Raw genomic sequence first — 26,061 nt, 5'->3', positions numbered from 1 at the left:
TAGATTCCTTAATTGTACCACAAATATAACTATTTAAAGGTTGGTCGCAAACTAATAGTTGATTACATTAGTTGATGGTGTATTCCATTTGCTTATCCAATTCATGCTTTTATCAGAACGTCTGCAAACGTTTATAGCCCTGGGCACCTTTCTCCGCTCCCCCGGCGCACAGCCCGAACTTCAGGAAATTACCCGGTTGGCGCACCACAGAAATAACTGGTTTACCCCCGACAATACGGCTAAATCCTTACAGGCTATTGCCGATGAGTTTCTTACCGCCGATAAACTTTCGGCCTGGGTAGCCCGCTACCCGCTCGCATCCGGTGAGGGTAGCTCATCAGCCCCCAAGACAGTTGGTGTCGTTATGGCAGGTAATATACCAGCGGTTGGTTTTCATGACTTGTTGTGCGTGTTGATGAGCGGCCACAAAATACTGGCCAAGCTTAGTACGCAGGATTTTGTACTAATCCACTATTTAATACAAAAATTAAAAGAGATCAATCCGGCTTTCGATAACTGGATTGAAGAGGCCGAACGGCTGAATGCGGCCGATGCATACATTACGACCGGCAGCACGAATACCGCCCGTTATTTTGCCTATTATTTTGCCGGCAAACCGCACATAATTCGTCAGAATCGCACATCGGTGGGTTTATTGATGGGCGAAGAAGGCGAAGATGAATTCGAGAAACTTGGTCACGACATTTCCGACTACTACGGGCTTGGGTGCCGCAACGTCTCTACACTGCTGGTGCCCGAAGGGTATGATTTCATCCCACTGCTCCGAACACTGGAACCGATGGTTGCCACCTACCTGAACAACCACAAATACCAGAACAACTACGATTATAACAAGTCTATTTACCTGATAAACGGCGTCCCTCACCTGGATAACGGGTACCTGCTGCTAACCGAAAACGACGGACTGGTTTCGCCCATTTCCGTTCTGTATTACCAGACGTATCAGGACCAGGCTGCCGCCGATACCTGGATTACCGAACGTACCGACCGTATTCAGGTGGTCGCTTCGGCGCAGGGATGGCTTGCCGGTAGCGTGCCGTTTGGGCAAACGCAAAACCCCGGTCTGATGGACTATGCCGACGGTGTGGATACAATGGCGTTTCTGACCCAGTTATAATCAGGGCAGTTACTTTGTACATAGCGTATGTTCAGTTGACAAAGTGAGTGAACTTTTCGGTTGCTTCTGACCCTTGCTCAATTCCACGCGGGTAGTCAAACTATCCATATAATAGCCACAAAGGGTATCATTCTCCCAGCCCTTAACAAACTTTAAGTAATAATCTGCCTTCACGCGATGTAGGGGCATATTATTTGTTTGTGGGGTCACTGTTGGGGTCAGCGGGTCTTCTTCCAGGCGTCTAGCGTCTGCGTTAGAACTACCTGCGAAGGGAGCCGGATGTACTTCTCGGTGCTCGACAGCGAGGAGTGCCCCATCAACTGCTGGAGCAGTCGGGTGTTCAGTCCACCCTCCACTAAAAGGCTGGCAAACGTGCGCCGGGCGGTGTGGCTGGTCAGGGTATCGCACAGCGGTATAACCGAATGCAGTAGCTTACCATTGTAGCGGCTCGACACGCTCACCGGCTCATTGATGCCCGCCGACTGGCCGATGCGTTTCAAGTCTTCATTGTACTGACGCAGGGCCGGTACCGGGTAGCCTTCCGGCTGCTTCTCCAGTAAGGCCACGGCCGTTTCAGTCAGGGGCAGTGCAATCGTGCCGGCCGCTTTTTGCTGCAATGCCATCAGGCACGGATGATTGTCGACCATCCGAATGCCCGACGCCCGAATCTGCCCCAGGTCGGAGTGGCGAAGGCCGGTATAGCACGCCATCTGAAACAGCCAGTGCACCGCCTGAATATGTTTACCGTCGGGCAGGCTCACCTCTTCCAGTTTAGCCAGGTGCGAACGGGTCAGCGCCGGACGGATCACCTCCGAAGCCCGGCCCGATACCAGGGCGTAATCACCGGGCACGGGGTACTGCTGAGCCAAGGCGTATTTGAGTGCGCCCCGCAAGGAGCCGAAATAAGCGGAGATACTGTTATCAGCCAGGCCAATTTCTTCACTCCAGTAGTTTTTAAGTTGGTTCAGGGTATTGATGCGTAAATCGGCCCAGTCGATGCCCGGCATGAATGCATCCAGGTGGCTGCGGATGGCGGCAATCTGGTAGGCGGTGGATTTAGACAGTCCGCCCGGTGCCTCCCGCTCGTAGGTAGCCAGAAAAGCGGCCAGGCTCGGCACACCATTACTAACCATGCCTGCTGGCTCACCGGTGGTTTTACCCGTTATATGCCCCAGCTCCTGGGTCCGGATGCGCTCCACCTCCGCCCGTACCATGTCGACCGTTAGTACATTCCCTGCGTTCTGGGTCTGGTAGGCGAATTTTTTCAATCCTGTTTCGTAGGTATCCAGCCGGGTATTGATATCACTGGCGAATTTTACCCGGCCCTTTACAACCCCTTTCTTTTCATCCCAGTCCGCTGGTTTCACCTTCTCACCGCTGGACAGGCGAACTTTATAGCCCTGCCAGCAGCAGCGCAGATGAATGGACACGCTGCCGTCGCTGCCCGCCCGGTCGAGCCTGAGAGTTCGCGCTATTTCCATCTAGTCATCTAACTTTCGAATCAATCGTTTTTTCAATGTACCACACATGCCGGATACTGTCGGCTTTAATAAAATACGGATCTGGTGGCGGGTTATCCGAATACAGCAGCAACCCCTTATCGGCCTCCAGGCTATTGCCCCGGATGCGCTTGATGACAAAATCATCGTCGTACTGAATCGCCCAGACACCCGGCTTCAGGTCTGCTACCTGCTCTTTACCCACGTAGTAGGCCAGCACCCGGCTCCGGCTCACCAGTTGCGGCTCCATGCTGTCACCATCCACCTCAATAATCCACCAGTTCTTTTTGGGCAAAAACAAATCCGCTTCCAACTCCAGCAAACTAGACCGTAGCGCCCGCGTTGTTTCCGGTGGATGCTCCCAGTAACGTGCTGTCGAGATACCCGCTCGTGCCCTGAGCGGCACAAACGGCAGTACCATTACCGACTCCCCCGACAGATTACCCACGCTGCGCACCTGACGAATTCGCTCGTAACCCGGCCAGTTTTCGGCCACATACAACGCATGAGGTTCGCCAAACACATCCGGTTCCGATAAGTCGGGACGGTTCGTCAGCTCCCGCAGGGCGGATAGTAAACCCATTTTGGTTTCCGTATCGAAACTGGCAGTTCCGAAATAATCTCCCACCGTACTCTTACTAACACCCAGCCACTCACTGAGCCGGGTTTGAGTAAACTGATCGCGGTGCTCATCCACAAAAACCCGCAGATAATCACCCTCCTTTACCTTTCCGCCAGCCTGGGGAACCCAGCCAACCGGATGAAACATCGGTTCAGTGCCCGATACAAGCCACTCGAACCGAGCCCGGCTGGCCGCTTCAATCTGCCGAAGCTGCTTCGCGGTCGCCTGTTTTTTACCGCTTAACAGGTTCGACATGGCAGCACTCTGCATGGGGCGGGGTGTAACGGCAGCCGCCAGATCTCCCTGGGTGCCGCCGTACTTCTGGTCAATAAGCTGCCTGATCCGGGCACGAATTCCCTCCTGATCAGCCGGGTTAGGTGTTTTAGCCATACTTAGCGTGTACGTGTCAGGTCTATTCATGGTGTGCCGATATATTGTTTATTTTGTTTTTATCGTTGTAAATAAACCTGACTTTACATAAATTTGTACAATTAGTTTACAACCGGTATTTACCCGATTTGTAAGGTTAATATACAATTTAAAAAACAAATAAAATGGGACGAAATAGTATTCCACTAACCCCTACCCAGGAGGATGATGCCCTGTTTGAAAAATTCAGGGCCACGATTCGCCGGATCGGTATCCGAAAACTGGCCAGTTACGGCTTGTTATCGCATGAAACAATCAATAACTATTGCCGCCGTAAACCCGTTTCGGAAGCCCTGGAGGGGTTGATCACCCAAAGCATCGCTAAATACCATACTGAACGCAGCGAAAAGGCCGAGCCCTCCAAAGAAAAGGTTCGCCGGGCCATTGCCCTGGTCTGACAGGCCTAAAAAAAGCGGGTATTGTTCACCTGTTTACGCGTAGATAGACGCTAAGGCGTAACGAAGCCAATTTGTTTTTTTAGAAAAAAAACCGGAGCAGCATAGCCACCCCGGTTTCGTCGGTGTAAAATCTGGTCAGTAGTCAACAAAATCAGACAATATTTTTTTGTCTTTTCATTTGTTTTTTAACCTGACTATACCGTATTTTACAACGTACTCTAAAACATTAAGGACAAACATATGAAAACGAACGCAATTCTCATCGGCCTGTATTCCAACCGCCATAACGAAGCCGCCATGCAGGCCATCTGCGGCCACTGGAAATCTGATATTGAAACCCGGCAGGTATGCGAGTACACCATCGAAAACGGCGTAGCCACGATTGCGGCCATGCGCCCCCTAATCGCTACCGTCATCAATTTGCCACTACCTCTTTACGTACCCGTAACAGATCTGGGCAGCGGCACCCTAAACCGGATCGACATCAACGTCGATACCCTGACGCCCATGCCCGCCGTTTGCCCCTGCACTATCTGGCAGACCAAACGGATGCAACAGCCCGCGCCCCCAGTAACCCAGACTCTGATGGCTGATTACATCGGCCTGCTATAAAACGAACCCGTAAACGGCCCGGCTCATCACCGGGCCACTTTCTGTATGCAATCCGTTACCACATTTCAAGCCACCCCCGATGACCTGGAAGCGATGCTACACCGGGCCATAATGCCACTTACTGATCGTATCCGGGAGCTGGAGTTGATGGCCGGTTCCCGCAAACACGCCTACACCGTGGCCGAGGTTGCTCAGCAAATCGGCTACAAATCCGCTACGGTCCTGACCTTCATCCATCAGGGCAGAAAGGCCAGAAACGGCAAAACAATCAAGCTTCCCCATAAAGAACCCACGGCCGGTGATTATCGCATCCTGCCCGCCGATCTGGACACCTGGCTTTCTCACTTCTAATCGCTAACAATCATGCAACTCTATTTCGACCGTCTGCTTTCCGCCGACCTCGGCATCCCCTACACGGGCAATCATAACCGGCACACCGTCATGCACACCGATACGCTTAAACGGTTCAGCCATTCCGATGCAGGTAAATTCAAGCCCACTGACCTCCGATTAGTGGGTGATGAACTACCCGGCTGGTGGACTATCACCAGCACGGTTCACCTGGCTTCAGTTTCAGAAACACTCACTGCCTAAACCCAATCAACCATGAAACTTATCAGCTTTCTAGCCTTCATTGGCGGCTGCACCCTGCTCGTATGCTTGATCATCGTCATCGTATTCGGCCCGCGCGCCTATCGATTCCTACGAAAAGAGTTTGCCAGTCGCTTCCCGTTTAACTGGCCCGTTTGGGTCTGCCGACTGCGCACCTGGCTCACTAAAAAGGGCATTGAGCGGGACAATGCGCTGACGCTGATTAGCTTTTTCTTCGTGCTCTGGCTGCTTCTGGTCATTACTCATCCCTACCGCTGATGAGCCAGACCATCCACCCCATTGCCAAAGAGCAGGTGCGCCGGTTTGTGGAGCTGATGTTCGACGAACTTCCCGCCAGCTGGACCGACAGGAGCGAGGTAAGTGATTTTCACGCCTTCGAGATGCAGCTGTGGCTGGCCTGTTTCGATGTGAAAGTCAAGAGCCAGAAACCGCACCGGTTTGCCCTGCTTACCGCCTGCCGAAAGAGGGCCGAGAACTACTATCAGGATCGGTTCCGCCAGGTGCATCACACGCCCCAGACATGGGCCTTTTTCCGGTTTCGGCTGGAACTGGCCCTGCTGGTTACCGCAGGAGCGGACCACACGACCCTACTCCACTGCTACGAGTATCACGATATCACGGCCGGTTTCGCCCACCGCATTGATTACGAGGGCCGGGAGCGGCCTGCTACGACTATTCCCTTTTAAACCCCCTTATCAATCATGGTCAAACCAAAATCCGACGAGGTGGGCATTATGCTCACCATGGCCGCAATGGGCCTGTTCGCCCTCACGATGCTGGGCTATTACGCTTGCCTGTACTGGCCGTATGTGAAGGCCCTGTTTAAGTAGATTTTATGAATTATCTGAAACTGATCAAATCGTTCTGGGCCTATCAAAAGCACGATCCTTTTATGGGCAATGAAGCAATTCTGTACCTGGGAATTGTCGACTTGTTCAGCGATGAGGGGGAGGGCGATGTATGGCCCGAAACGGTACGGCTCAGCGATCCGACCATATGCGGCAAAACGGGCATCTCGCCCGGTACGCTGGACAAGTTCCGTAAGGTACTCGTAAGCCGGGGCCTGATCCAGTTTCAGGGCTCCGGTAAAGGCTACCGAAGTGGCGGGGAATACCGGCTGATCAACACGTATAGTTCCCCAAAAAGAACCCCAACAAGTTCCCCAAAAAGAACCTCAAATTCTGAGGAACTACCCAAAAGAACCCTAGAAATTGAGGAACTCAGCGCAAAAGAACCCCAAGAAGTTCCCCAAATAGAACCTCAAAAAGAACCTCAAAATTTAGGGAACTCCCATATATATATAGAATCCAAACAGTCAAACCTCCAAACGCCAAACTTTTCTTTAGCTGCTGCTGCGCGTGAAGAAATTGGTTTGACTTCCGAAGAAGAAAAAAAAGGGCTTGCCCCAAACCCCCATTCCGCCCGCCCCCTTTCCCCGCCCCCAAAATCAATACCCATTCCGGCAGGCAAGACCTATGGCGACGGGATTTTGCAGGTCGACGTACTGGCCTACTACCGCGATTACCCCGACCAGTTCCCCCTCTCGATTTACCTGCCTTTTCTGCGGTACTGGACTCAGATTTTCCAGAAAGGCAAACCCGACCTGATGGGTAGTGAGCGGTGGCGAACGATGGACACCTGGGACCTGGAGACCCGACTTGATAACTGGAACAAAAAAGAGTTGAAATACGCCGAAACCGACAAAAATAATGGAAGCCAACCCAACACCCCTTCACTCGGAACCGGAAACGACGACAGTGGACAAGGCGAAATCATCCGAACCCAGTACACCAAACAATCTTTCGGACGAAGCCATAGCCCAAAGCCTGGGATTTCCAACGCCTGAGCAGCAGAAGGAATACGATCAGACCCAGCAGCGCATTCAGCAGAAACGCGACCGGTTCTACGGTCAGCCCACCGTAAGGCCCATTGACTACGCCAAACTAAGCGACGATGGCAAGGTTCACCGCGAAAAGGTGGCCGGTAAGCTAACCAGTACTCAGCCCGCTATCAGCCGACTGGATAGTATCCTGAGCCGGGTCACGGCATTTCGCCAGCCGATGCGCTCGCAGACGTTACCCTTCGCCGAGGCTCAGCTGATCGTCAAAGCTATCTACGAGAACGCTTTGGCGGGACGGGAGCGCAAGCCTTACTGGACGCAGGAAAGCTTTAACATCGTCGATGATGTAACCCGCTATTTTATCGGCGACCCCACCGGCCCAATTCCCCTTACCAAGAGCCTGTACGTGTACGGCCCGGTCGGGGTGGGGAAAACCTACCTGTTCCGGATGATGTCAATTCTGTGTGAGGTCGTACCGATCCCCGAAATGCGATTCAGTATGGTCAGCACCAAACGGCTGCTGCGGGCCATCAGCGATACAAAAAGCCTGAAACCCCTGGCCCGCATAGAGAAAGGTAACTGGCTGATTGACGATCTGGCCGAGGAAAAGAAAATAGTCCGGGTCTATGGTGACGAAGAAAACCCAATCGATCACCTGATCACGACCTGTTACGAAGCCTTCGTCGATAACGGTAAGAAAACCCATTTCACCTCCAACAGGCAACCCGACGAAATCGAGCCCCGCTACGGCACCCGGGCGTACGACCGTTTTTCCGAGATGGTCGAGCCGATCTACTTTCCTGGTGAATCGCTGCGGACAGACCCCAATCTACTAACAGCCAACCCATGAGCGAAGCCCTATCCATCGAGCAGTACAACGCGCTGCAGGCCAGCCTGCCTGCTGCCGCAAAGATCAAGACCCGGCTAGTGAAGAAGCCAAAACCCGATATGCTGACGGCCGAGCAGTTTCGGGCCGGGCACGTCGATCAGCAGGAAAGTAACCTGCAAAGCCGGTGCGTGCAGTGGTTTAGGCTCCAGTATCCGCAGCTGCTATTGTTCGCGGTGCCAAACGGAGGCCTGCGGGCCAAAATCGAAGCCGCTATTCAAATCGGCGAAGGCGTCATGGAAGGTGTTCCCGACCTCGTACTTGCCTATCCGACCCGCGGCAAACCCGGCCTGTTCATCGAAATGAAGTGCCAGCGAAAGGGCAGTAAGCCCACTGATGCACAATTAACCGTTCACGCTTACCTGCGCTCGGTGGGCTACGATGTGGCCATTCCTGCCACGTTTGAGCAGTTCCAGCAGGCCGTTATCAACTATCTCAATCAATCCTAAATCAAACAACTATGCTTACCTGGTATCAACCCAAAGTCAAATACGAAGCCCTCGACGGCGATACCCGCAAGACGCTCACCGAACTATACCTCTTCGAAGCGGTTACGTTCGGCGACGTGGAAACCCAGTGCTACGAGCAGCTGAAGACCCGCATCAAAGACCCCGATGTGGATGCCATTGCCAAGGCTCCGTTCGGTTCGGTCATCTTCTTTTCGGGTACTACTCAGGAATGGTTTACCGATCCCTTCTACCGGATCGGCATCAAATGGGGTGACGACAAAGACCTGTACCTGGTACCGGCCAAAGATGCCGAGCAGGCCATTGAGCGGGCACTATCATTTCACGGCAGCGCCGAAGCCAGTCACATCGTGGAGGTAAAGAAAACCGAGATACTGGCCGTCTGGCACCCCAAAAACGAACTGTGGCAGGGTGACTGGCACAACCGTATGGAGCGGCTCAAGGAAGCCAAGAAGCACAGCTGGGATCTGAGTCAGTCCGACCTGTTCAATGCTGATGGCTCAGCTAAGACTGATTCGGAGATGGATGACTTGCTTCAGGCCACTACGGTATCCGCCAAAGACAAGGATGGCAACTGGGTGGACATTACCGAAAAGCTGAAGCGAACTAGCCGCAAGCAGAACGCTACCCGTATGCCTTATGCTGACAATGACTAACGAGCCCAACACCACCCCGCCCGAAACAGCCACCACGGCTGAACTGGGTAAACAGCTTCAGGCGATGGATGAAGAGATCGACCGCTGCCGGATGCGCATCGACGAACTGAGAAAACAGCGTCCGGCGCTACTGGCGAGGATTATCACCCTTAACCGATTGAAAGATGGCACAAGACTCTAAAATTGAGTGGACGAATCACACCGCCAATTTGTGGTGGGGCTGCACAGAGGTGCATGAAGGCTGTAACAACTGCTACGCCAAAGCCTGGGCGAAACGCTACCAGCCCGCTGAACTATGGGGTAATGATTCGGCTCGTATGGAGATTGGCGGTGTATGGAAAGCACTGGCTAAGTACCAGCGGCTGGCCAAGGCGGAAAATCAGATCCACCGGGTATTCGTCGGCTCCATGATGGATATTTTCGAGAAACCGGGCCTGCTGATTAATCGGGTAGGTGTCAAGGCGATTGACTGGAATGATGGGAGTCAGTTCGATGTATCCCACATCCGGGAACGGCTCTTTGAGGAGGTGATACCGGCCTCACCGAACCTGCTGTTTCTGCTGCTTACCAAACGCCCTTCCAACATTAACAAATACATTCCCGAAAGCTGGAAAGCCAATCCACCCGCTAACGTAATGTTCGGCACGTCACCGGTTAATCAGTCCACGTTCGATACCCTAACCCGGCAACTACTACAGGTGAATGGTAAACGGTTTCTATCCATTGAGCCACAGCTGGAGGGTATTCGCAGCGTCGACCTGACGGGCATTGATTGGGTGATTCAGGGTGGGGAGTCCGGCCCCAAAAAGCGGCCGTTCAATACCGACTGGGCCCGATCAATGCGGGACGACTGCGCCCGGCAGAAGGTGGCTTATTTTTTCAAACAGATCGACAAGGTGCAGGACATACCCGGTGATCTACTGATCAGACAATTTCCAGCATGACCGACCTATTTAACAATCCACTTGGGCCTGTGCTCGTCGAGAGAAAAAGCAAGCCCGCCCGCACGGGTCAGCAGCTACAGATTGCGCCCGAAATTAAGTCTATCGCCTTCGATCAGGTGGAGATTCTGAACAGCATCCTGACGCTGTTTGTCTCTGGCCAGACCTTCGACTGTGATGCGACCTATGGGTATGGCGAATTTTATAAGGAGATAGCAAGGCCCGAGCATTGTTTTGATATCGACCCCAAGAAACCGGAAGCCACCCGGGGTGATAGTCGAAACCTGCCACTGCCCAGCTCGAGTATAAAATCCCTTATGTTCGATCCGCCCTTCGTGGTGTCCAATCCCAAAACGGGTAGTGAAGCCATCATGGCCCGAAAGTACGGAGGCTACAAAAACATAACCGATCTGAGGGCGCACTACAAAAACTCTCTCGACGAGTTCGCCCGGGTACTCAGGCCACGAGGTATCCTGGTATTCAAATGTCAGGATTTCGCCCACGGCCGGAGCAATTACTTTATTCACGACGAGATTATGTCCATGGCCAGAGAATCAGGTTTCAAGGCAGTCGATCTGTTTATCCTGCTGGCTAAAAATCGGGCGAAAGGCGCATGGGATCATCAGAACTGTGCCCGCAAGTTTCACAGCTATTTCTGGGTGTTCAGAAAGATGCAGAAAACCCGCAGCGGATCCGGAGTAAAATCATGACCGACCACACCCACCCACGCGGACCACCAGTGGATACCTGCCACGATGAGTCCACCAGTTTGAAATCAGGCGGGATTCCTGACAGATATAGCTGACCCGGTTTCGGCTGGTGGATTCTTCAACCCTTCCAGATAATCGTGGAACAGCTGCAACCGCGCCACTGCCCGCTTATCGCCTGCTTCGGCCATGGTTAGCTTCGATGGTAGAAATTCGGGATGGATAGTGAGCCAGGTGTTGATTTTCATCGGGTAGGCGGGAATGGTAGCCGACTCGAAGTATTGTTTCAATTCAGATAGATTCATACCCACAAATCTAACTCCATGGGCATAAAATACTATCAGATTTGCTGAACCAATAGTACTAATGGATTCGTACCATTTTTAAACTTATCCAATAAAAAATTGACTTTACGGCACTTAATTTCTAAATCTATATCCTTAATTCTTCCGCACGTGTTATACATAGGAGCAGGGTATGCTGACTTGCCATTCATGTTCAGGCGTTGCGATACCTATAAATTCAGAAAATTTAAACTCATGATTAAGGTACGGGATTATGTTGCCGCACTACGAGTAGTGAAGCAATATCACAAACAAACAGGCCTGTTAGTAAAGTCGAATGAAGACGTTTTACCGGCCGATACTCTATTGGCGGACTGTAAACTTTCGGTAAGGGCCCACAACTGCCTTTTCCCGGGATTACCCAATTTTGAAGAAATCACCTTATCGGGCCTTTCACAAATTCCGATTAATGATTTGATGAACATAAAAAAACTAGGCATTAAAACGGTTGAGGAACTCGCCGATCTTTTGGTAAAAGCTGGATTGCATTTCAATGAATAGGTTGATTATCCAGTACGGTAAATAGCACTATTTTTTTTATAAAAGGCTATTGTGAAACTCCACTGAGGGACGAGGCTAGCAGCTTAAGGTAGCTTTTCGACAATCCTCTTCTGCGCAAAAAAACCGACTGATCGCAAAGCAGTCAGTCGGTCGATCGGTCAAACTACATTTTTTAAACTCACTGGATACAACTAAGACGGGGGCCTAATGTTACTAACATGAAGAACATCATCACCACCATCCCCAAGAGCAAGTTCAAGACGTGGGAGCTAGGCGAACGGGTTTGTCGCCAGTGCGATGGTGAGACGCTGCACGATGGTCAGCCGTGGTTCTGGACCATCCGCATCGTACGACCACCCAAACAGCAGATGATCGGTGCACTCTGTTATATGATTTACAATGCCCGAGTAAGGGGTTATTTTGATATTGTAGACGTTGATGATGTGGCTAACTGGTCGTTCCACACGCCCACCAAAGCGGGTAAAGTGATCGTGCTGGCTAATTGGCACCCGGTACATGATGGATTAGAAATGACCGGCTTTCAGGGCTGGCGATACACGTACTTGAGACCATGATATGGATCAGAAACGAACAAAAAAACCGGCTGATCGCAAAGCAGTCAGTCGGTCTGATTAAATACATTTTTTAAAACTCACTGTGTATAACCAAGAAGAGGCCCTTATGTTACAGGCGATACACCGCACTCAGGCCATGAAAAGTAAACGACAGGAGGCCAAAGATTACAAGGTTCATAAATCATTGGTCCAAAAGGAAGTTGAACGCTACCTACGTCAGGTAGCTAACCTGCTCAAAACCTAATTACTATAATCCTTTTCCAGAAATGGAAAAACTTGCACGAAACGGGCCATAATCGCCTGAAAGTGTGTCCAGAAGTGGGAAATTTGGGTCAATTGTTGCGGTAGGCAAGTGCAGTAATCGAGATATGAAGATGAGAGTCAAAATCATTCCCGAAGCCGATCTGCAACTACTAAGCAAGGCTCAGCAACACGCCTATTTACTGCGTGTTTGGTACAAGATCAATCAGGAGGAGTGCTATAACATACCCTGCTGGCTTTATTACCTGGCAATGGCTTACTTTACGGGTGACACTAACGAGATTGAGGGTACACCCACCATGAGCAGCTACCGGGATGTATTACTGAATCAGCTATTACCATGAACCACTTCACCCACTGGTTTTACGAATCCAGCACCCCGTATGCCGGAATCTATCCTCCGTTCTTCGTGGTCAGCATCTACGAACGGTCAGGGCCGACGTATAGTAAGCACCTGGTGATTCAACTCAATTAGCAGGCATGATTGCAGCAAGGCTATTTCGTGCAATTAAGGCGAGTTGTATTTGCACAAAAAAACCGGCCTCATCATTGAGCCGGTTTTTTTATACTCCCTATTTATTAGTAACTACCATTTCCAGGGCCAGACCTGGGATAATTAAAATGAGTTTCGGTACGTAATATACTGCCCACCACCCCGAATAAGGGGCATCACCTCGGCATAGTATTTCACGTAGGCGTTTCGCGAGTCAGCAATGGCGGGTAAGCCTTTAAGTACGGCGAACGAACTGCCAATCAAGGTGCAGCCGTTTGTGTCGGAGGGAAAATTTCCAAAATGATGAAGGATAAATTCGTAATTCGGCACATTCATTACCCAGATTACATCGTGCGGCCAGTACAGCAGCCGGGTAGCATTTGGCAGTTTTGCCCAGGTTGCCCAGGGGATTAGGTTTTTATCATCCTTCGTGTAGTACTGTTTTGAGAACTTCGGACTGTACCGATGACCCAGCAAATACCTGTCTGCCGGTATTGCCCGCTCCCCGTACACCTTTGGCCCGTTCGGGTCCGTGTAGTCCTCCAGCGTCCGGTACGTGGTTAGTTTGCTATTCAGGTACAACTTGCTCCGTGTGGCAAACTGAGTGCGGTCTATGCGGTCTATTAGTAGCAGGTCGTTCATGGTTTAGATTTATTGGTTAAGTGCTTTCTCCAGTTCACTCTCACCCGTTACCAGTGCCCGTTGCAGACTATCCCGAACGGCCTTCATGTACCGGATTTGAGGGGCGTTCACCCACCGCCGAACGATTCCCTTACTCTTTTGTTTCAATCGCTCCTGGTTGATTCCCTGCACGCTGGCAATAGCCCTGTTTTTGGCCAGCCGCTCAATGCGTAATTGCTCAATCCGGGCATCTTTGGCACTGATACTCTCCTGTAATTTTTTGCCTGTCTGCTCCGAAATGTCAAGGTCAGCCGCCGTTTTCAGGTTGGCCCCTACCACCACACTATCGGTTAGAATCAGCGCAGGCGTTCCGGTTTTCGGTTTGGCTAACGTGCCTCGTTGATACAGCCGTTTAAACAAATCGCTTACCTGTTGCAAATAGCTCATTTGCCCGATCTGGGTATCACTCAATACCTTCAGCGAGTCCTTTTCCCGCTGGTATTGTATGGCGTAGGCCTCAGCCTGTTTAATGGTTGCACTCAGGACCGAGTTAGCCGAATCCCGGTCGGCAATCACGCTGTCCTTTGCCAGCACCACCGAATCCAGCACCATCACCCGATATTCCCCTTTTTCAGCCCTGACCTTATACCCCGCAGCCGTGCCGTTCAGCAGTTCGGGATGTTTCCAGTAGTACCGAATACCCAGCCATAGCAATACCGCGCCACCCACCAATAGGACAATGCGCAGTAGGGCGCGGTACCGAATAAAAAGGGCTAGTAAGGCGGTCATGGTTATCAGTCAAGGTCTATCCTTTGCAGTGCGTCACGGCCGACAGGATCAGCACCAAAAGGGCCAGTATGTAGCCAATAATGGCCAGGTGCAGCAATGGTTTGATTAGCTTTCGTAGCATAGCTAGTAGAGGCTTAGGGTATCCACTCGACTCACGTACGTATCCTCATTCTCATACGCTGGTGAGGTGTTATCAGATACCTTGCGTTTGCTGTTCAGTGGTGCGGGTGCCTGAATCGACTTGCTGTTCACTCGGTCGAGTACGCGAAGGCTTTTATCCAGCTTCCTATCTGTATTTTCTCCTCTGGCTTTTGACTCGTTGGCTATTTTTTTGGCCAGAATAGCGGCCGTATCGGCACTAAGTTTGGCGTCCAGAACGGCCTCGAAGATGGTGTCCTGCCGCTGGCTTGTCTCATTCAGCTTTGCCTCGTACTTCTGGGTAACCCGGGCAGCGGCCTTGTTGGAGGCTACAATTGCTTTGGCATCGGCATGATCCCGGTCGCTGTAGATGGTCATGGCGTAATACACAAATACCCCAACTACGCAGATACCAGCCGCCCAGACGAGCCTAGTTTCAATCCGGTCGAAGAAGTCAGGTATGATGATTTCCGCCCCCGGCCGCTTGGCTTCGATTTCCTGAAAGTGACGAATGGAGAAATAAGCCACGATGATGACAATGCCCGCCAGCAAATACATGGTAATATTGGAGACGGTGAACCAGTCGTAATGCTTAAAGCGGGCCACGGCGTTGGAAAGGATAGAAAAGCCCAGAAGCCCGATCAGTTGCGGCAATGGAAACGACTGCCGGCGAATGAGAAAAAACAGGGCAAACAGGAAAAAGGCGCTCAGTAATTGGGCGAAAATGATAAGCGGGTGGTCAATCTGATCGCATGGGTTCATGATTTCTTGGGGAAAATAGTGTTGAGTAAATCCAGAAAGGGTGCCTTAATCCGCAGCCAGACGCTGGTTACTTTTTCAACCCGGTCCAGCGTGCCATCGAACGCTCCGGCCGGATCGTCCAGGGTGGCCGTACCCACTTTCTGGGATAGCCGCACGACCCAGGCCGCTGTCTGGATGACGATATCGCCAATCAGGGCCATCGCTGCGTAATTGCCCTCCATGCGTTTCATACCGAATAATCCTCCTGCTGCGACCGCATCAGGCGCAAAAAGACAAGCAATAATAAATGCCGTAAGCCAGCCAAAAAACGAAGCCTTAAACGGGATTTTGGGCCAGATAAACCGGATGACGAACGCGCCGAAGGCAGCGGCCAGCCAATTGCCCGCGTTGGCCTGCGGATTAAAGTAGGCGATGAGCCAGTCCGCCAGGCCGATAATAAGCAGTATCAGGATGTTGAGTAATCGGGACATTAGACCGTTTTCGTTGATAGTTAGCATTGCTTTTTGGGGCTACTCTGGTGCTGTCTGGGGAAGAACTTGGCGGTTAGTTTGTGCATGGCAGTTGAGCGTTTTTTTTGTTGGCCGCTATCATAAAAAATAGCAATACGCATAGTGACGTTTTGCGTTTTTTAGGTCTTAAAACTTAATTAATTAATAGTTACCGCAACTTCATAATTATAATACCGTGTTAATTAATCGTTCAAAACATACTAGTGCCGATGTCGTGCTATCGCTAATCTGGACAGGCCTGATCCTCATCAGCATAGCGTATTGTGCGCATCTGCTTCACACCCTCTGGTAGGTCAGAGTGAGTTTGGGCTGGTGTTGATCAGGTCCTCTACCGCCTGTTTGCTCATGGTGCGCTGTCTTTTGCGGCCCGCTGGGTATGACCTGGATCAATTTTATTTAAAACGTTAGCCAACCCGCGTCCCGCCTTTGTGAGCGTTCCGGTCTGCTCGTTTTTGCCTAGTACCCGGCTAATAGTTTCCCGGTAGTTTCCGAACTCGTAGCCTGGTTGCTTACGCAGCCAGCCGTTGAGCATATCCATACAGATAGTATTGCCCATCGTGTCGATGCTCAGTGCTACTCTCAGGCATACCTTGTCGAGGTACCCAATGATTTTACTCAGCGAACCCTCCCGAACGGCATTCAGTAGGGCATATACTACCCCAATGGGATAGAAGATGATAGCCAGCACTAGGGCTGCCGGTAGCAGACGTATACCTTTCATCGTGTGCTTACGGGGTTATAGCGGCGATCTGATCGCCGGTTGATTGCACCGTTGCCACGTTGACCATTCGGGGGAAAGCAGTCTGATTAGCGGCCACAATATCGGAGGCTGTCAGGGCTGCGGTCCCTACGGTGTTATCGGTTGCCACGCCAACGCGAACGTTGGCTGGTATGGGTACGGCTAGTGTTCCTGTCTTGGCTCCTGAATTGTAGGTCGTTCCCGCCCGGACGTTGGCCGGAACGGGCAATTCCCCCGCAATGGAGTTGGCGTTGATAAGCGTTACCTGGCTGGTATCCTGCCGAATGGCCAGGCACTTGTTGGCCGTGCCGTTCTTGAACTTGATGTAGCCCGTAACGGGCGTTGCCCCGGTAGCCCCGAACTCAATTTCTTCGACTACCGTCGTACCGTTGGTCAGCGTTCCGTTCACGCCCGCAACAACGTTGGCCGAGTTACCAACGGCGCGGGTGACGGTCAGGGAGCCGGTCGAGGTGTTAGAAGCTCCGATGGCGGAACTTCCCCCGATAGCCGAGCCGTTGATGACCATTGTTCCCAGCCCCGCATTAGATGCACCAACAGCCGTGCTGATGGTGCCGCTCCCCGTAACGTTGCCAGTAATGGTTATCGTACCGGCGGCTACGTTGCTTATTCCGAACGCAGCAGCCCCGCTCCCGCCGGCAAAATTGCCTGTCCAGTTGATTATTCCCGACGAGACATTTCGCACCGCTTCGGTATTGTTGGCCGTTCCGCCGGTAGCATCCCCTGTCGCGTTAATGGTGCCCGTGCCGGTGTTGGATAGCCCGTAGGCACTGGCCGTTACGCTGCCGTACACCGAGCCAACAAAAGCCATCGTTCCCGTTCCGCTATGGTTCATACATTGCGTCGTGCCGGGATACAGGTTAGCCGTTACGTTGAAGCTGCCGGAGTTGGTGAAGCCACCCCCGGCATTGATGCCAGAAGCTGATGTCGTTCTCAGGCTCAATACCGTGATATTCTGGTTAATGGTGACGGTGAAGGCGTTGGCATACACATCGTCAGAACTGGTCGGCAAGGTGCCCGTATTCCAGACCGTCGTATCGTTCCATACCCCCGTTTTGGTTGCAAACAAATTTGCCATGATTATAAGTTTTTTAGGTCGATTAACTCCTGAATCGCTGCCTGTACTTTGCCTAGCGCAGTCATTACCTGCATATCGTTACTGGTGAACACGTCACTGAACACCAGCCCTTTCCGGTATTCCGGCTCGGTCAGCACCTCGATTGTTCCGTCCTCGTTGCGCCGGGCTGGTTGCAGGGATAATACCACACTGGCAGACAGGAAATTAGGTTTCACTAAGGGCGAAACAGCGAGGGAAAGCGTCAGTTCGTTGTAGACAAGTCCGCCTACAACGGTTGGATTGTTAGTGGTCATGGTACGTAAGTTGCAGTTAAGTGATTCGTCCAGGCTACCCCTGTAGCGCGGGTTTTCGTTGTTGATCCGTCTGTTGCAAGTTGTATGCGTGTTATTGTCCAGCTAGTAGCAGAATCTGCCGTTCCGGTCTGGGCTGTGCCGATATAGGAGTAAGGGGAAACGTAATCTGACCGGCGCGTGTAGCTGGTAGCGGGTAGTCCCTGAATACCCTGAATACCCTGAATGCCTTGCTGCCCCTGTTGGCCAGTGTTGCCAGTGTCACCTTTTATTCCAGGCACTCCCTGAATGCCTTGCTGCCCCTGAATGCCCGGTTCTCCCTGCGGCCCCGGTGTAACAGCGATCATGTCGGCCACACCATCAATGTACTCCCTATCGGCAGAAACTGCCGTTCGATCAAGTCCGGTCTGTACCCTGTCCTCTGCCGTAGCGATTGCATCGGCACTAGTCAGGACTGCTTTATCTGTAGCAATTTCTGCCTGAGTAGTAGCAACAGCGGCACTGTCGCCTACCGAAGCGGCACTCGCTGCGGCATTGGTAGCTGCCATTTGGGCATCAGCAACGGCTGAGCCAATCCCACTGGCTGCTGCCTGGGCCTGCTGGGCGTAATAGGCTGCAATACCCGCCGAAGGTGAACTATCAATGATTAACTCGTTAATCTGATATATCTCATTGATAGAGAAATTCAGCACCGTAGCATCAGGTATAGCCACAGGTGTCCTGGCAGATTGAACAATTATTTGTCCCAGGCCAGCCCGGTAATCCGGTTCACCGACATAATCGAAAAATGCCGTAACCAGATATGGGTTCGGCTCAAGGCTAATTGGGAGCAGCACACCTACTAAACCCGTATCAGGATCAAGGGTGTCCAGTTCCAGTTTACTCATAACCCGACTGTCAGCGGTTTTGGTAATTTCCGCATATATAACCAGCGTGTCTGATGGCAACATATATACACCCGCCTTGAGAAAGCGAAATGTCAGGTAGTTTGGGTTGCCCTGTCGGAACTGGGCAAGTAGTTTTACGTTGGCCATTGCGCGTGTTAAATGCTTCGTGAAACGATGATGTAATCAATGAAAAAGGAGGGTGTTGGGTAGTGCATGGGTGGTTGCTGGTTTAGGCTGAGTTTTTTGTTAATTGGCCGAATCGGACTGAGTGAGTGTCAAATCGAAGCTGTAGGCGTTGGTTCGATACAGGTTCCGGTCGGGTAGCTGGGTGACACCCTGCGCGCGAATAAGCAGGGGAAACAGCAGCAGGGAAAGCAGGAGTTTTCTCATGTGGTTCGTCTAGTTATTATTTACCCAGCCGCCATACCCTTGCTTATCCCAGGCGGGCACGATGGATTTTGCCACGTACTGCATAGCACCGCCACCAGCGGGAAAGAATAGCTCGAAAAATTGCACGTCCGGGCCTTTGTAGGTCACATTGATGGCCGAGCCACTTCCCACGCCCGGAATCCGTACCTGATCCGTTCTAGTCGTGCCGTCAGGCTGGCCATACCCGCCCATCAAAAGGACCGTCGTGCCGGTCGAGGTGGTCTTGTAGCGGGCCACGAAGCAGGGCTTATTCTGATTCCAGGAATCCACGCCGTTCAGGCTCTCGAAGTTTCCGGTATTGCCTACCCGTATATCGAGTTGCGTTACCAACGTGGAGCCGGAAATCTTATCGATAATGGTTTCCATATCGCGCCGGGCCGCAAACAAAGCGTCCAGCGTATGAAACTCATGATTCAGATTCGCCTGACTGGTCAGGTTGTATAGTATGCCCTGGTTGGGGCTACCGGCCGCGTAGAAAATGTGAAACCCGGCCTTATCTGTTTCGCCCTCCAGGAAGTGATTCACCATATAGATGGTGCGCATGGTGACGGGCGGTAGCCAGATTTTAGCCGGATCACCCCAGGGGTAGATCGCCCCGAAGGGCTTCGGCCACCGGGCACCCCCTTCGTAATGAAGTTCGGTCATCCTGACGGATGGGATCAAATTACCCCCGTGTACCTGCCGAAGCAGACGGTCATTACCCAGCCAGTGGCCGACTTCGCGGGCTACGGGATTCGGATCCTGAATCAGTTTGTAGAGCTCTACCGCCGTGCTGATATTGGCGTAGGGATGGTTGGGGTTTTCGTAGTCTGCATCGTTGAGAACAACCCCATTGATGCGGCAATCGAAATAGTAGTAGTAGTTTAGATTCACCGTTTCCTCGCTCCAGAAACTACCCGTCATACCGGTATAGGTACGCCCGTTGAGGGTGATGGAACCGTTGCCGCCCCCGATATTGCCCACGTTTGCACTACCTTCGTCGAGAAAGCGCGTGGCAGTAGTCAGTGTATTCGTATTCGGATCACCCTGATAGGCCGACGAACCCAGGCCCGTATCGGCTCCGTTGCGCTTGATAACTTTCAGCAGGACTTTCAGTCGGTTTTGCCGACGAACCGCAATTTCCTGGTAGAATACACCGGAATTGAATAGCTGCTCCACCGTCATGTTACCCGGCTGCGATTCGAGTTGAACGACATCGTTCTTAATTTGCGGCCAGGGAGGGTAGTGGCCTATGTTACCTGCGCCGTTATTGTCGCCGTGGTACCGCCGTTCCCAATAGTTACTCGTTTCCAGATTCGGAAACACAATAACGCCCGGCCCGTATCCGGGTACCGTGCTGATGAACCGCTGTTCGATGTCGGCTAGGTTTTTCTGCCAGTAGTAGTAGCCCTCGTAATCGCCATTAAGCCCCGATTCGGTCAGGTAGAGAAACTTTTTGTTATCCGGTACGCCCGAAAAAGGGTACAACCCCCCGGTCTGGTCGCTGGTCCATTGGGACAATCTTGTCACCCCCGCATTGAGCCATTGCTGATGGGAGATGTAGTCAGGCCGGAAGTCGATACTCAGAAAGTATTTCGATTTGCTACCCCCCATATCGACAAGCTGGAAATTACGTTTGCCCGGTGAGGGCAACCAGGGCCGTCGAATGTTAGACGCTCCGTTCAGCGACACTGCCCCGGAAGGCAATGACGTTACGGGAGTCGTGCCGTAATAGTTTTGGCTATTGGGGGCTGCTTCGGGCCGGTAGAGCGTTTCGCCGTTGAGCTTGAATTTGCCGTAGTTCAGAAATTGCCCCGAAACTATTCCCGGTAGCAACAGGGAGAGAACCAGGCTAAGTTTGATTATCTGTTTCATTGTGTTTGGTTAGTTTGGTACCGAATAATCACCCTGAAATTCGCCGTCACTGCTCGTATTTGCGCTACTCGGCGGTGCAGTCGTGCCACAATCGCGCTGCGCCCCCAGATTGGTGACCGGCACCACAAAGGGTAGCAAATCCTCGAACGTGGCGAATCGGCCCAGCACATTGCTTTCCTCTTGTTGGCAGGTCAAATCGTCGTAGCGAAGCATCATTTCGGTGTCTTTTGGCCAGCCCGCGATACCGTCATTCGGGTTGTTAATTTTCAGTGCGTACGATGCCATAGTGACCGGTGAAGTTTTGGGCACTCAGCGAGTGCGTGTTGGTAGTTAGAATAGTACCGGTAGGCTGCTCGTCGGGCAAATCCGACTGTTCGTAGTACGGTTCGTCTTTCCGGCCCCCGAAGTAGCGAACCCGGTAGCCGTCTGGCTTCACGAAACCTTTCGGGGCATCCTGTCCGTAGTTACCTGTTTCTTCACCCGTTAACTTCTTTACACCGGGCAAAACATCATACGCCATATTCGCACCTTTGGGTACAATCGCATCGGGATTCTCGGTAATGCGAAGAAAAACGCCTTTGGTGGCTGCCGATGAAAATACCGGCAGGTTGTCGCGTATACCTACCTGCGTTCGCGGGTGACCGAAAACGGGCTTTTTTGCCGGTGCCGGTGGCGGTACTGGTGTCGGCTGGTTGTACATAGCCCGAACCTGCTCCTCGCTGAATAGGCCGGTCAACAGGCCATCATCATAAATAATGTGCTGTCTCATATGAATAATTAAGTAGTAACGGGGTAAACCTGCGTGCCCAAATCAGGCGAAGTCGGATAGGTATAGCGAATCTCAATCAGCTCCGAATCGGGCGCGTCGATACTGGCTTTAAACTGCCAGATCGATCTGGTCGGATTCTGCCCGACAAGGCCCAGATTGGCCAGGAAGTAGTAGTGCAAACCCTCGTTGTAATCCGAGTATACGCCCTGGGTTGGGTACATTTCACCCCATGGCGACCGCCAGTTGGCTTCCGCTTCGTTTTTGGTCCTTAGAACCGGCACGGTCAGGTCATTGGCCTGCCACAGTTTCATGCGGATTAAGTACACCTCATCCTGCTGGCCCGGATCATTACCCGACGCGGGTTGGTAGATGAATTTGCGACGAATCAACTCGATACTATCGGCGATGGTGTTAAACGTAAAGTCATCGTGTACCGGATCGGCCTTGCCGTCTGTGACCTGCTTACGGAAATAGCGTGGCTGTTTCTCCCGGCTCGTGCCAGTGAACATGCGCGTCAGAACGTCGAACGAACACCAGTCCGGCAACGCGCCGTACGGCCCGGCCAATGCCGTGGCGTAGAGCAGGCTCCAGGTTAGCGCATCACCATCCGGATCGGAAAACATGGCGGCTGGAAACGGGAAACTGAACGGCTTGCCAAAGTCAGACGACAGGGAGCCGGTCGGAGTTACAAGCACTGGGGCCCGGTTGGGCCGGGCTTCGGTAAACAGAAAATCCGCGTACACCGATTGGCCCGCGCTGTCGGTGTATTTCCAGCCCAGCCGAATGCTCTGGTTAGCGAAACTGGCCGGAATGGTTATTTCCCCCGTCGAGACGTCTACACTTACCCCGCTTGGTAGCGGGGTGTCGTGGTTCACCGAATACCCCGTAATGGTGTGGGTATCGCCTGAATTGTCCGCGAAGGTTCCCTCTGGCAGGGCTATGCTCTGCTGGCCGTAGGTGGCCAGCGTCACGTCGGGCGGCTGCTGACTGAGTGTTGGCGGGGGATTGCCAGCCGGAACGCTGTAGGCGAAATGCCCGGTGAAGTTGCTGCTGCTTAGTGCGTGACCGCTGGTTGGCGTTGGGTTAATTGGTGCCCCGCAATTGGGCAACTGAGCAAACGAGCGACCCTGCTCATCGTAACCCGGCTGATAGCGAATTAACTGGCTGACATCAATCAGGTCGCCCTCTTTGACAACCTGCCCGTACTGGAGGACATACCTGTCTAACACCCCGGTGAGGGGGTTTTCCACCAGGACGGCCTTTCGATCCAGTACGGTATTTGTGTCGATTGGCATGGCTTAGAATACGGTAGTTTTGAGGAACGGTTCGAGAAATCCGGTTGCCTTGCGAACGGCAAAGCCCGTTGAGTCAGACCCAAAATGCAGGTTATCGGGCAGGGCGAATTGCAGGGCGGACATATCGACCGAGGTGTCTTTCCCAGCTGTGTAGGGAGACCAGTCTGATTGTACCCAGTACTGCTGGGTGTTGGGCACTTTCTGCTGGGAGTAGCCCATAACCTGATCCAATCTTAGAATCGGGAAGTTGTACCGGGTTGCCAAAAACTGCTGCGCTTTCACCACACGCGGGTATAGTTCGTGTTCGTAGTGCGAAACGAACGCCATTTTAGCGCGGGGGTATTTTTTCTGAATTTCACGGATAACGTAGTTCATGGCCCCAATGAAGCAACGACGGTCGAAGGGGTCGGCGGGTGCCTGCTCCCAATCCAGATCAGTGTCATTGGGGAATGTATTATCGTTGAAACCATGGTCGAAAATCAACAGATCGGGCGGACCAAACAGCGGGTTGGCGGAATCGTAGTAGGGGATAATTTTCGTTTCGTAGCTACTTGATCTGATTTTGGCTTTTTCGGTGTCGCTCAGCGTATCGGGAACCCCAAAGGCCGGATTGAATTTGGGCTTGTAGAACGATTCATAATTGGCGATAAACTCCTCTTTCTCCGCCGATGTAGCCGCCATGCATAAGGCTTTTGAGATGTACGAGTTGCCATCAAAGGTTCCGTCTTTTCTGCTAATTCGGACGCACGAGCCGCCCTCCGAAAAGTTCATCACGTATATGCCCAAATTCTTGCAGGCGGCTTCGTACTGACCACCCTGAATCAATGTGGCAATAGAGGTGCCTGTAACAAGAGCCTTTTTGCCGATCTGATTCGTATCAACCCGTAGATACTTGGACGTAGTACCGCCGAAAGCCTGATATATGGTCGGTAACACCAGCCCTTCCACCACCATAAACGTAGCCAGCAGGCTGGTCGGAACACTGCATTTGAAAAACGCCGTTTCGGCAGTGGTCTTGAAGGGTAACTGGGGATTGCCCATGCCATCCACCCGGTCGTAGTTTGCCCCGACGCCTAGTTTCTGCTGATTGGCATCGTAGTAGGAAGCGAACGCCCGGAACGTGGGAGAATACCAGGTCAGGGGTTTGGCCGGGATTAGTCCCGACAGCGTATAGCCGCCATTGGCTTCGGGCGTTCCGTTGACGTACTCGAATGTGTTCGGCGTTGTGACTAATGGGTCGTTGTTGAAGAGTTGCTGCGAAACGACGATAAGCTGCGAAAGTGCGTTACTGGCCGACAGGGCCGCATTGGCGGATTGCTGGGCCGCATCGCCCTGGGGAGTGGTCACGTTGAGAGAAAGTTTGTAGGGTAAAAGATTAGCCGGTAAAACGCTTCCTTTCACCAGGCCATAAGTAGCCAGCAGGGAATTGGGTATTGCTAGCCGCACAAAGTAGGTGTCCGGCCCGGTCGTAAAGGCCGAGCTAGGACCCCGGTCGTAACGTACTCCCCTGCGTGGCTTCCGGTTGACACTAAAAAAGCCGACGTACTGACTATCGGTCGTGACGTACACCGTGTTGGGTGTTACCGGTATAAAATGGGAAACTGTGTAGCCCGCGTAATCGGTGATGGTCGAACCCTCGTCAATCAGGCTGTTGGGCTGATTTCCCAGATCCAAATAATTGAATAGCTGCTGGCCAGTGGTGAGCCGGGGAGCCAACGAGTCGAGCCTGTATCCCTGAGCCAGTGCATCACGTCCCTGCTGACTCTCACCCTGAAAATCCAGCACAAACGGCGTGTACAGGTCAGGCAAAACCTCCCCTTCGACCAGCATGAAGCGGTATACCTCCGACAGGGGAATACTGACTTTTATGTGGTCAGTACCGGCCGTGGTAACGAACGTGGCCCGGTCGCGTACCAGCGCGGCCCCGCCCGTTGATTGCCCAGCCTTGTTGAAAAATGCGACGTACTGACCGTCTACGTTGGGGGTATAGGGAGTGAGTTCTTTAACCGGGACTGGATGGGAGATAATCAGATTGGCGTCGCCGACCTCAATGCCCTCGTCAGTGATGTACTTTTGGGGGGTGTTGTGGATACTATTCTTGTCGAATAGCTGAATGCCCGGTGTCAGAAAATTAGTCTTGTCGAAACTGATCGCCTGATTCGCCAGGTGGTAATTCTGAATCGCTTCTTTGAGGATGGTTAAAATCGGCTCCTGAAAACAGCGAATTTCTTTTACTTTCAACAATGCTGTCGTGCCGGGTGATGTACCGCCCCCGCAACCCAGCAGGGTGAGTTTCTGGCATAAAATCCCGATGGCAGTGTCATTGGCCTGCCTGGCAAGCAGGGTGAACCAGGAACCAAGCAGATCATTGGTAGCCGCCGTGAAGAGATTATTCAGCACGGTATTTTTGTCCGTATTGCCAAGGGCGGTTAGCAGCGTAAGTATCCCCTTGTTGACTAATTCATACTTAGCTTTAAGTGTATTGTAATGCAGTACTAAGGTCTGATCCTCGGCGGGGTTATTGATATTGGGCGGCAGCGTGGCCGTTGCCTCATCAATCCGGGCTATTACCTGGGCGGCCGACAGTACCCGCCCGCTCGATTCGGCCTGATCCGGGATGTCATCATCGACCAGCAAAACTTTTCCAGCCACTAACGGCGTGGCCAGCCCGACCGATACCGAATTAAAAACGGTCGTCAGCAGGGCAAAATAGTTTTTGAATGGTACGATTAACGTTTCCCCGCTGTGCTTAGTGACCAGCAGATTACCAGCCGCATCAATATTATACAGCACCGGAATCTCCCCGAACGCGTCGTTGATCTTCTCCCTGGCGTTGTTGAGGAACTCGCCATCCTCTAAGTCTTGGATTTGCATTGGACTGGTGAGCGGCTGAAAGGGGGAT

The 26,061-nt window shown here is 52.3% G+C and carries 36 protein-coding genes; 19 read left to right on the top strand and 17 right to left on the bottom strand.

Translation table 11 applies throughout. The features are described from left to right. Positions 1 to 103 precede the first annotated feature (103 nt). Complete coding sequence (locus tag B157_RS0110645) at positions 104 to 1,138, top strand: aldehyde dehydrogenase family protein (RefSeq protein WP_020603316.1); 1,035 nt, start codon at positions 104 to 106, stop codon at positions 1,136 to 1,138. Between the two features lie 218 nt (positions 1,139 to 1,356). On the opposite strand, the gene B157_RS0110640 is transcribed toward B157_RS0110645, so the two are convergent. Beyond that, positions 1,357 to 2,619 (bottom strand): site-specific integrase, encoded by a 1,263-nt coding sequence (locus tag B157_RS0110640; RefSeq protein WP_020603315.1) that lies wholly within the window; start codon positions 2,617 to 2,619, stop codon positions 1,357 to 1,359. A gap of 4 nt (positions 2,620 to 2,623) precedes the next feature. Next, positions 2,624 to 3,679 (bottom strand): S24 family peptidase, encoded by a 1,056-nt coding sequence (locus tag B157_RS36805; protein WP_026308628.1) that lies wholly within the window; start codon positions 3,677 to 3,679, stop codon positions 2,624 to 2,626. 134 nt (positions 3,680 to 3,813) lie between these two features. Here B157_RS36805 and B157_RS0110630 point away from each other — a divergent pair, with 134 nt between their 5' ends. The 14 genes from B157_RS0110630 (at position 3,814) to B157_RS36800 (ending at position 10,810) form a co-directional block, all read left to right on the top strand. Further along, a complete protein-coding gene (locus tag B157_RS0110630; protein ID WP_020603313.1) occupies positions 3,814 to 4,086 on the top strand; it encodes a hypothetical protein in 273 nt (90 codons plus the stop codon). Between the two features lie 240 nt (positions 4,087 to 4,326). Next, entirely contained in the window at positions 4,327 to 4,698 is a 372-nt protein-coding gene (locus B157_RS0110625; protein WP_020603312.1) for a hypothetical protein, read from the top strand. A 45-nt stretch (positions 4,699 to 4,743) separates the two neighbouring features. Further along, positions 4,744 to 5,049, top strand: a complete 306-nt coding sequence (locus tag B157_RS0110620) for a MerR family transcriptional regulator (protein ID WP_020603311.1) — start codon at positions 4,744 to 4,746, stop codon at positions 5,047 to 5,049. 12 nt (positions 5,050 to 5,061) lie between these two features. After that, entirely contained in the window at positions 5,062 to 5,292 is a 231-nt protein-coding gene (locus B157_RS0110615) for a hypothetical protein (protein ID WP_020603310.1), read from the top strand. 12 nt (positions 5,293 to 5,304) lie between these two features. Next, positions 5,305 to 5,568 (top strand): hypothetical protein, encoded by a 264-nt coding sequence (locus tag B157_RS0110610; protein WP_020603309.1) that lies wholly within the window; start codon positions 5,305 to 5,307, stop codon positions 5,566 to 5,568. Next, positions 5,568 to 5,996, top strand: coding sequence for a hypothetical protein (locus tag B157_RS0110605; RefSeq protein WP_020603308.1), 429 nt, complete (start codon positions 5,568 to 5,570; stop codon positions 5,994 to 5,996). Before B157_RS0110610 ends, B157_RS0110605 begins: the two co-directional genes overlap by 1 nt. A gap of 15 nt (positions 5,997 to 6,011) precedes the next feature. Beyond that, on the top strand, positions 6,012 to 6,140 hold the full coding sequence (locus B157_RS40070) for a hypothetical protein (protein WP_020603307.1): 129 nt from the start codon (positions 6,012 to 6,014) through the stop codon (positions 6,138 to 6,140). Positions 6,141 to 6,202: 62 nt separating this feature from the next. Then, positions 6,203 to 7,156: a hypothetical protein gene (locus tag B157_RS0110595; RefSeq protein WP_169521715.1), complete on the top strand. Its 954-nt coding sequence runs from the start codon at positions 6,203 to 6,205 to the stop codon at positions 7,154 to 7,156. Next, a complete protein-coding gene (locus tag B157_RS38965) occupies positions 7,068 to 8,000 on the top strand; it encodes a P-loop NTPase family protein (protein WP_020603305.1) in 933 nt (310 codons plus the stop codon). Before B157_RS0110595 ends, B157_RS38965 begins: the two co-directional genes overlap by 89 nt. After that, positions 7,997 to 8,485 carry a VRR-NUC domain-containing protein gene (locus B157_RS0110585; RefSeq protein ID WP_020603304.1) on the top strand — a complete coding sequence of 163 codons (489 nt, stop codon included), beginning with the start codon at positions 7,997 to 7,999 and terminating at the stop codon, positions 8,483 to 8,485. The genes B157_RS38965 and B157_RS0110585 overlap by 4 nt, the downstream gene beginning before the upstream one ends. A gap of 11 nt (positions 8,486 to 8,496) precedes the next feature. Further along, positions 8,497 to 9,159, top strand: a complete 663-nt coding sequence (locus B157_RS0110580; protein ID WP_020603303.1) for a DUF4494 family protein — start codon at positions 8,497 to 8,499, stop codon at positions 9,157 to 9,159. Next, entirely contained in the window at positions 9,152 to 9,340 is a 189-nt protein-coding gene (locus B157_RS0110575; protein WP_020603302.1) for a hypothetical protein, read from the top strand. The genes B157_RS0110580 and B157_RS0110575 overlap by 8 nt, the downstream gene beginning before the upstream one ends. Continuing rightward, a complete protein-coding gene (locus B157_RS0110570) occupies positions 9,324 to 10,103 on the top strand; it encodes a DUF5131 family protein (protein WP_020603301.1) in 780 nt (259 codons plus the stop codon). Before B157_RS0110575 ends, B157_RS0110570 begins: the two co-directional genes overlap by 17 nt. Beyond that, positions 10,100 to 10,810 (top strand): TRM11 family methyltransferase, encoded by a 711-nt coding sequence (locus B157_RS36800; RefSeq protein WP_020603300.1) that lies wholly within the window; start codon positions 10,100 to 10,102, stop codon positions 10,808 to 10,810. The genes B157_RS0110570 and B157_RS36800 overlap by 4 nt, the downstream gene beginning before the upstream one ends. A 65-nt stretch (positions 10,811 to 10,875) precedes the next feature. Here the strand turns inward: B157_RS36800 and B157_RS0110560 are convergent, their stop codons facing one another. Continuing rightward, complete coding sequence (locus B157_RS0110560) at positions 10,876 to 11,112, bottom strand: DUF6965 family protein (RefSeq protein WP_020603299.1); 237 nt, start codon at positions 11,110 to 11,112, stop codon at positions 10,876 to 10,878. Between the two features lie 234 nt (positions 11,113 to 11,346). Here B157_RS0110560 and B157_RS0110555 point away from each other — a divergent pair, with 234 nt between their 5' ends. The 4 genes from B157_RS0110555 (at position 11,347) to B157_RS40065 (ending at position 12,963) form a co-directional block, all read left to right on the top strand. Further along, positions 11,347 to 11,652 (top strand): DNA-directed RNA polymerase subunit alpha C-terminal domain-containing protein, encoded by a 306-nt coding sequence (locus tag B157_RS0110555; RefSeq protein WP_169521713.1) that lies wholly within the window; start codon positions 11,347 to 11,349, stop codon positions 11,650 to 11,652. 218 nt (positions 11,653 to 11,870) lie between these two features. Then, positions 11,871 to 12,227 (top strand): hypothetical protein, encoded by a 357-nt coding sequence (locus tag B157_RS0110550; RefSeq protein ID WP_020603297.1) that lies wholly within the window; start codon positions 11,871 to 11,873, stop codon positions 12,225 to 12,227. Positions 12,228 to 12,601: 374 nt separating this feature from the next. Continuing rightward, positions 12,602 to 12,832 (top strand): hypothetical protein, encoded by a 231-nt coding sequence (locus B157_RS0110540; protein ID WP_020603295.1) that lies wholly within the window; start codon positions 12,602 to 12,604, stop codon positions 12,830 to 12,832. Then, a complete protein-coding gene (locus tag B157_RS40065; protein WP_020603294.1) occupies positions 12,829 to 12,963 on the top strand; it encodes a hypothetical protein in 135 nt (44 codons plus the stop codon). The genes B157_RS0110540 and B157_RS40065 overlap by 4 nt, the downstream gene beginning before the upstream one ends. Positions 12,964 to 13,104: 141 nt before the next feature. Here the strand turns inward: B157_RS40065 and B157_RS0110525 are convergent, their stop codons facing one another. From B157_RS0110525 to B157_RS0110455, 14 genes are all read right to left on the bottom strand, one after another. Further along, positions 13,105 to 13,623 carry a DUF5675 family protein gene (locus tag B157_RS0110525; RefSeq protein WP_020603293.1) on the bottom strand — a complete coding sequence of 173 codons (519 nt, stop codon included), beginning with the start codon at positions 13,621 to 13,623 and terminating at the stop codon, positions 13,105 to 13,107. 9 nt (positions 13,624 to 13,632) lie between these two features. Next, positions 13,633 to 14,391: a hypothetical protein gene (locus tag B157_RS0110520; protein ID WP_020603292.1), complete on the bottom strand. Its 759-nt coding sequence runs from the start codon at positions 14,389 to 14,391 to the stop codon at positions 13,633 to 13,635. A gap of 123 nt (positions 14,392 to 14,514) precedes the next feature. Then, a complete protein-coding gene (locus B157_RS0110510; protein ID WP_020603291.1) occupies positions 14,515 to 15,291 on the bottom strand; it encodes a hypothetical protein in 777 nt (258 codons plus the stop codon). Further along, positions 15,288 to 15,761, bottom strand: coding sequence for a hypothetical protein (locus tag B157_RS0110505; RefSeq protein WP_157618378.1), 474 nt, complete (start codon positions 15,759 to 15,761; stop codon positions 15,288 to 15,290). Before B157_RS0110505 ends, B157_RS0110510 begins: the two co-directional genes overlap by 4 nt. A gap of 382 nt (positions 15,762 to 16,143) precedes the next feature. Next, entirely contained in the window at positions 16,144 to 16,521 is a 378-nt protein-coding gene (locus B157_RS0110500; RefSeq protein ID WP_020603289.1) for a hypothetical protein, read from the bottom strand. A gap of 7 nt (positions 16,522 to 16,528) precedes the next feature. Further along, positions 16,529 to 17,635 (bottom strand): hypothetical protein, encoded by a 1,107-nt coding sequence (locus tag B157_RS0110495; protein ID WP_020603288.1) that lies wholly within the window; start codon positions 17,633 to 17,635, stop codon positions 16,529 to 16,531. A gap of 2 nt (positions 17,636 to 17,637) precedes the next feature. Beyond that, positions 17,638 to 17,928, bottom strand: a complete 291-nt coding sequence (locus B157_RS0110490; RefSeq protein WP_020603287.1) for a hypothetical protein — start codon at positions 17,926 to 17,928, stop codon at positions 17,638 to 17,640. Continuing rightward, positions 17,925 to 18,959 (bottom strand): hypothetical protein, encoded by a 1,035-nt coding sequence (locus tag B157_RS36795; protein WP_026308625.1) that lies wholly within the window; start codon positions 18,957 to 18,959, stop codon positions 17,925 to 17,927. The genes B157_RS0110490 and B157_RS36795 overlap by 4 nt, the downstream gene beginning before the upstream one ends. A gap of 99 nt (positions 18,960 to 19,058) precedes the next feature. Continuing rightward, on the bottom strand, positions 19,059 to 19,202 hold the full coding sequence (locus B157_RS38220; protein ID WP_020603286.1) for a hypothetical protein: 144 nt from the start codon (positions 19,200 to 19,202) through the stop codon (positions 19,059 to 19,061). 9 nt (positions 19,203 to 19,211) lie between these two features. Beyond that, positions 19,212 to 21,095 carry a hypothetical protein gene (locus tag B157_RS0110475; RefSeq protein ID WP_020603285.1) on the bottom strand — a complete coding sequence of 628 codons (1,884 nt, stop codon included), beginning with the start codon at positions 21,093 to 21,095 and terminating at the stop codon, positions 19,212 to 19,214. A 9-nt stretch (positions 21,096 to 21,104) separates the two neighbouring features. Continuing rightward, a complete protein-coding gene (locus B157_RS0110470) occupies positions 21,105 to 21,380 on the bottom strand; it encodes a hypothetical protein (RefSeq protein ID WP_020603284.1) in 276 nt (91 codons plus the stop codon). Beyond that, a complete protein-coding gene (locus B157_RS0110465; protein ID WP_020603283.1) occupies positions 21,355 to 21,864 on the bottom strand; it encodes a hypothetical protein in 510 nt (169 codons plus the stop codon). Before B157_RS0110465 ends, B157_RS0110470 begins: the two co-directional genes overlap by 26 nt. A gap of 8 nt (positions 21,865 to 21,872) precedes the next feature. Continuing rightward, complete coding sequence (locus B157_RS0110460; protein WP_020603282.1) at positions 21,873 to 23,159, bottom strand: putative Ig domain-containing protein; 1,287 nt, start codon at positions 23,157 to 23,159, stop codon at positions 21,873 to 21,875. Between the two features lie 3 nt (positions 23,160 to 23,162). Next, positions 23,163 to 26,033 (bottom strand): hypothetical protein, encoded by a 2,871-nt coding sequence (locus B157_RS0110455; RefSeq protein WP_020603281.1) that lies wholly within the window; start codon positions 26,031 to 26,033, stop codon positions 23,163 to 23,165. Between the last annotated feature and the right edge of the window lie 28 nt (positions 26,034 to 26,061).

This window comes from Spirosoma spitsbergense DSM 19989 (assembly GCF_000374085.1).
Lineage (GTDB): Bacteria > Bacteroidota > Bacteroidia > Cytophagales > Spirosomataceae > Spirosoma > Spirosoma spitsbergense.
This window is presented reverse-complemented; position numbering and strand designations above follow the sequence as displayed.